Origin of the sequence: Kitasatospora sp. MBT63 (genome assembly GCF_000710465.2) — a bacterium.
In the GTDB taxonomy this organism is placed as follows: Bacteria; Actinomycetota; Actinomycetes; order Streptomycetales; family Streptomycetaceae; genus Kitasatospora.
Genome location: NZ_JAIZ01000591.1, coordinates 8,608 through 11,357, shown reverse-complemented (window position 1 = coordinate 11,357; position 2,750 = coordinate 8,608). Strand labels below are relative to the sequence as shown.

Here is a 2,750-nt window from a genome sequence, read left to right as displayed (position 1 = left end):
GTCCTCGCCCAGCGAGGACTCGCCCGCGGTGGACAGCCGGGCCAGCGCGTCCAGCAGCTGCTCCTCCGGCACCGTCATGACCCAGCGCAGGTGGTTCTTGTCCGGGGTGCCGCACCAGTACGCGGAGGCCACCGAGGTGAGCTTCTCGGTCGGGATCGCGGAGGCGTTGGCCCGCTCCAGCGAGGCCGCCACCTCACCCTCGGCCGCCTCGGAGTCCTCCAGCCAGAACTCGAAACCGCTGTGCACCACCGGGACGAACGGCGCCCCGGTGTCGAGCAGTTCCTGCAGCCGGCGGCCGCCCGGCACGGTCCGGCGGGACGGCACCGGGCTGCCCGGCGCGGTGGTCAGCGCCAGCTCCAGCGCGTCCGCGAGGTCCCGGCTCAGGTCGCCGGAGGAGGACTGGGTCTGCAGGCCCAGCAGGATCGAACCGTCCGGACGGCGCAGGGCCGGCCAGGCCAGCGGCAGCACGGTCGCCAGCGTCACCGACGGCACCTCGCCCTCGGCCTGCTCGGCCACCCCGGCGGCCAGCGTCAGCGGCACCGTCGCCGCGGGCACCAGCTCGCGCAGCGCCACCCAGTCCGCCTCGCCCGGCAGCCCCTCGAACGGGCGGTGCACCAGCTCCTGCACGGCGTGCGCGGCCTCCCGGCCGTGACAGGCCTTGTAACGGCGGCCCGAACCGCACGGGCACATCTCCCGGGCGCCGACGACCGGCACCTCGCCCGCGGTCACGGTGGTGGACTGGCTGCGCTGCGGCGACTTCTTGGCGGCCTTCTTGGCCATGGTGCGGCTCTCCCGGTGACGGCGACTCTTGCTCCGGGCAGCCTACTGAGAATTCCGGCGCATCCCCGCGTACCGCAGGCGGGTGACCCGTCCGGGTGGCCCGGGTCCGTGCGCCCGGGTACGGGGCCCGGACACTGCCGGGCCCCGCCGCGCGCCGATCCGACGAGATCCGCCGGACCGGCCCTACGCGCTGCGGGCCTGCGGCCCGGTGCCGCCCGGCAGGACGGCCGCACCCGGTACGGGGCGGCGGCCGTCGGCCGGCAGCTCCGCCCAGACCGTCACCCGGCCGGGCGCGTGCCGGACGCCCCAGTCACTGGCCAGCTCGCCGACGATGTTCAGCCCGCGGCCGCCGCGGGCGGTCACCGAGGGCCGGGCCGGCAGCGGGCGGGTGACCGCGCCGCCGTCGGTGACCTCCAGGGTCAGCAGGCCGTCCGCGTGGGTCCGCCAGCGGACCAGCACCGCGCCGGGCTCCGGGTCGGTGTCGCCCTCGCCGGCCGGTTCCTGTCCGCCCGTACCGCGCCTGACGGCGGATCCGACCGCCACCAGCCGGTCCGCGAGCGCCTCCGCGTCCTCGTCGAGGCCGGGGGGGAGCACCAGCGGCCGGGCGTACCGGCAGGAATTGCTGAGCAGTTCGGAGAGGATCAGGACGGCGTCGTCAATCACCGATTCCGGTATCTCCAGATCGCCCAGATCCCGTCGCAACCGCCGCCGCGCCACGCCCACGCTCGCCGGACCGTGCGGCACCGCCAGGGTCGATGAAGCCGGACCGGCCTTCTCAGGCACAGAACGCGCCACCATCAACGCCACCCCCGGACCTCCTTCAGGCTTCTGCCGAGGGATGGATGCCCCCTGGGAATGCGCCGGAAACGAGCGTTCACCGATCCCTGACGGCCATTTCCGGCATCGCAACGCACGGTGCCCAAAAGGTGATTAGATGCTCACGGTCTGTTGTGAAACAGGGTGGAAATACCCCGGTCCCGCACTTTGCGCCCCCTTCCGCGCCCCTTCACCCCCGCGCGCCCTAATGCCGCGGGAACCGTCGGGACCGAAGCGGCCGTCAGCGGCCCAACTGCTCCAGCACCTGGCGCGGACGGTTGGTGATCAGCGCCTCCACCCCGAGCCGCAGGCACAGTTCGACGTCGGCCGGCTCGTCCACCGTCCACACGTGCACCCGGTGCCCGGCCCGCCGCAGCGCCAGCACCAGCCCGGGATTGCGCCGCACCAGGTCGATGCCCGGGCCGGCGATCCGCGCCCCGCCCGGCAGCACCCCGGTCCGGCCCAGCAGCGGCAGCCGCCGCTCCAGCAGGTACACCGTCGGCACCGCGGGCGCGGCCCGGCGGACCCGGTGCAGCGCCAGCTCCGAGAAGCTCATGATCCGAACGCTCGGCCCGGCCGGGGCGGCCCCTTCCGCCTCCTCGGCCCGCCCGCCGTCGGCCGGTCCGGCGGGAAGCAGCCCGAACCGGTCCAGCGTCCGCAGCAGTTCGGCCTCCACCCGTCCCGCGTACCGGGTCGGGTGCTTGGTCTCGATCGCCAGCTCGATCGGCCGGCCGGCGTCGACCGCCAGCTCCAGCAGCTGCGCCAGGGTCAGCACCGAACTCGGCGTCGGCGACCCCGGCGACTTCCACGAGCCGAAGTCCAGCTCGCCCAGCTGAGCCAGCGTCATCGCCGACACCACGCCCCGGCCGTCCGAGGTCCGCCGCACCGTCCGGTCGTGCACGCAGACCAGCTCGCCGTCGGCGGTCAGCCGGACGTCGCACTCCAGGCCGTCCGCGCCCTCCTCGATCGCCAGCCGGTAGGCCTCGATCGTGTGCTCGGGCAGTGCGGCGGAGGAGCCGCGGTGGGCGATGACCTTGACCGCGCTGCGGTCGGAGGAGCCGGAGGAGGCGGCGGAGGAGCCGAGGTGCTGGGTGTCCACGACGGTCACCCTACGCGGGCCGAAAAGTCGGGAAGCCGCCGCCACGGGGAACGTG

General features: G+C 74.8%; 3 protein-coding genes. All 3 read right to left on the bottom strand.

The window, feature by feature from the left end:
• Positions 1 to 780 (bottom strand): DUF5926 family protein (locus AA75_RS31350; RefSeq protein ID WP_033823705.1); only part of this gene is annotated, 780 nt, incomplete at its 3' end.
• Positions 781 to 963: 183 nt separating this feature from the next.
• Positions 964 to 1,443, bottom strand: coding sequence for a hypothetical protein (locus AA75_RS31345; RefSeq protein ID WP_063794474.1), 480 nt, complete (start codon positions 1,441 to 1,443; stop codon positions 964 to 966).
• 394 nt (positions 1,444 to 1,837) lie between these two features.
• Positions 1,838 to 2,695, bottom strand: coding sequence for a glycerophosphodiester phosphodiesterase (locus tag AA75_RS31340; RefSeq protein ID WP_051813839.1), 858 nt, complete (start codon positions 2,693 to 2,695; stop codon positions 1,838 to 1,840).
• Between the last annotated feature and the right edge of the window lie 55 nt (positions 2,696 to 2,750).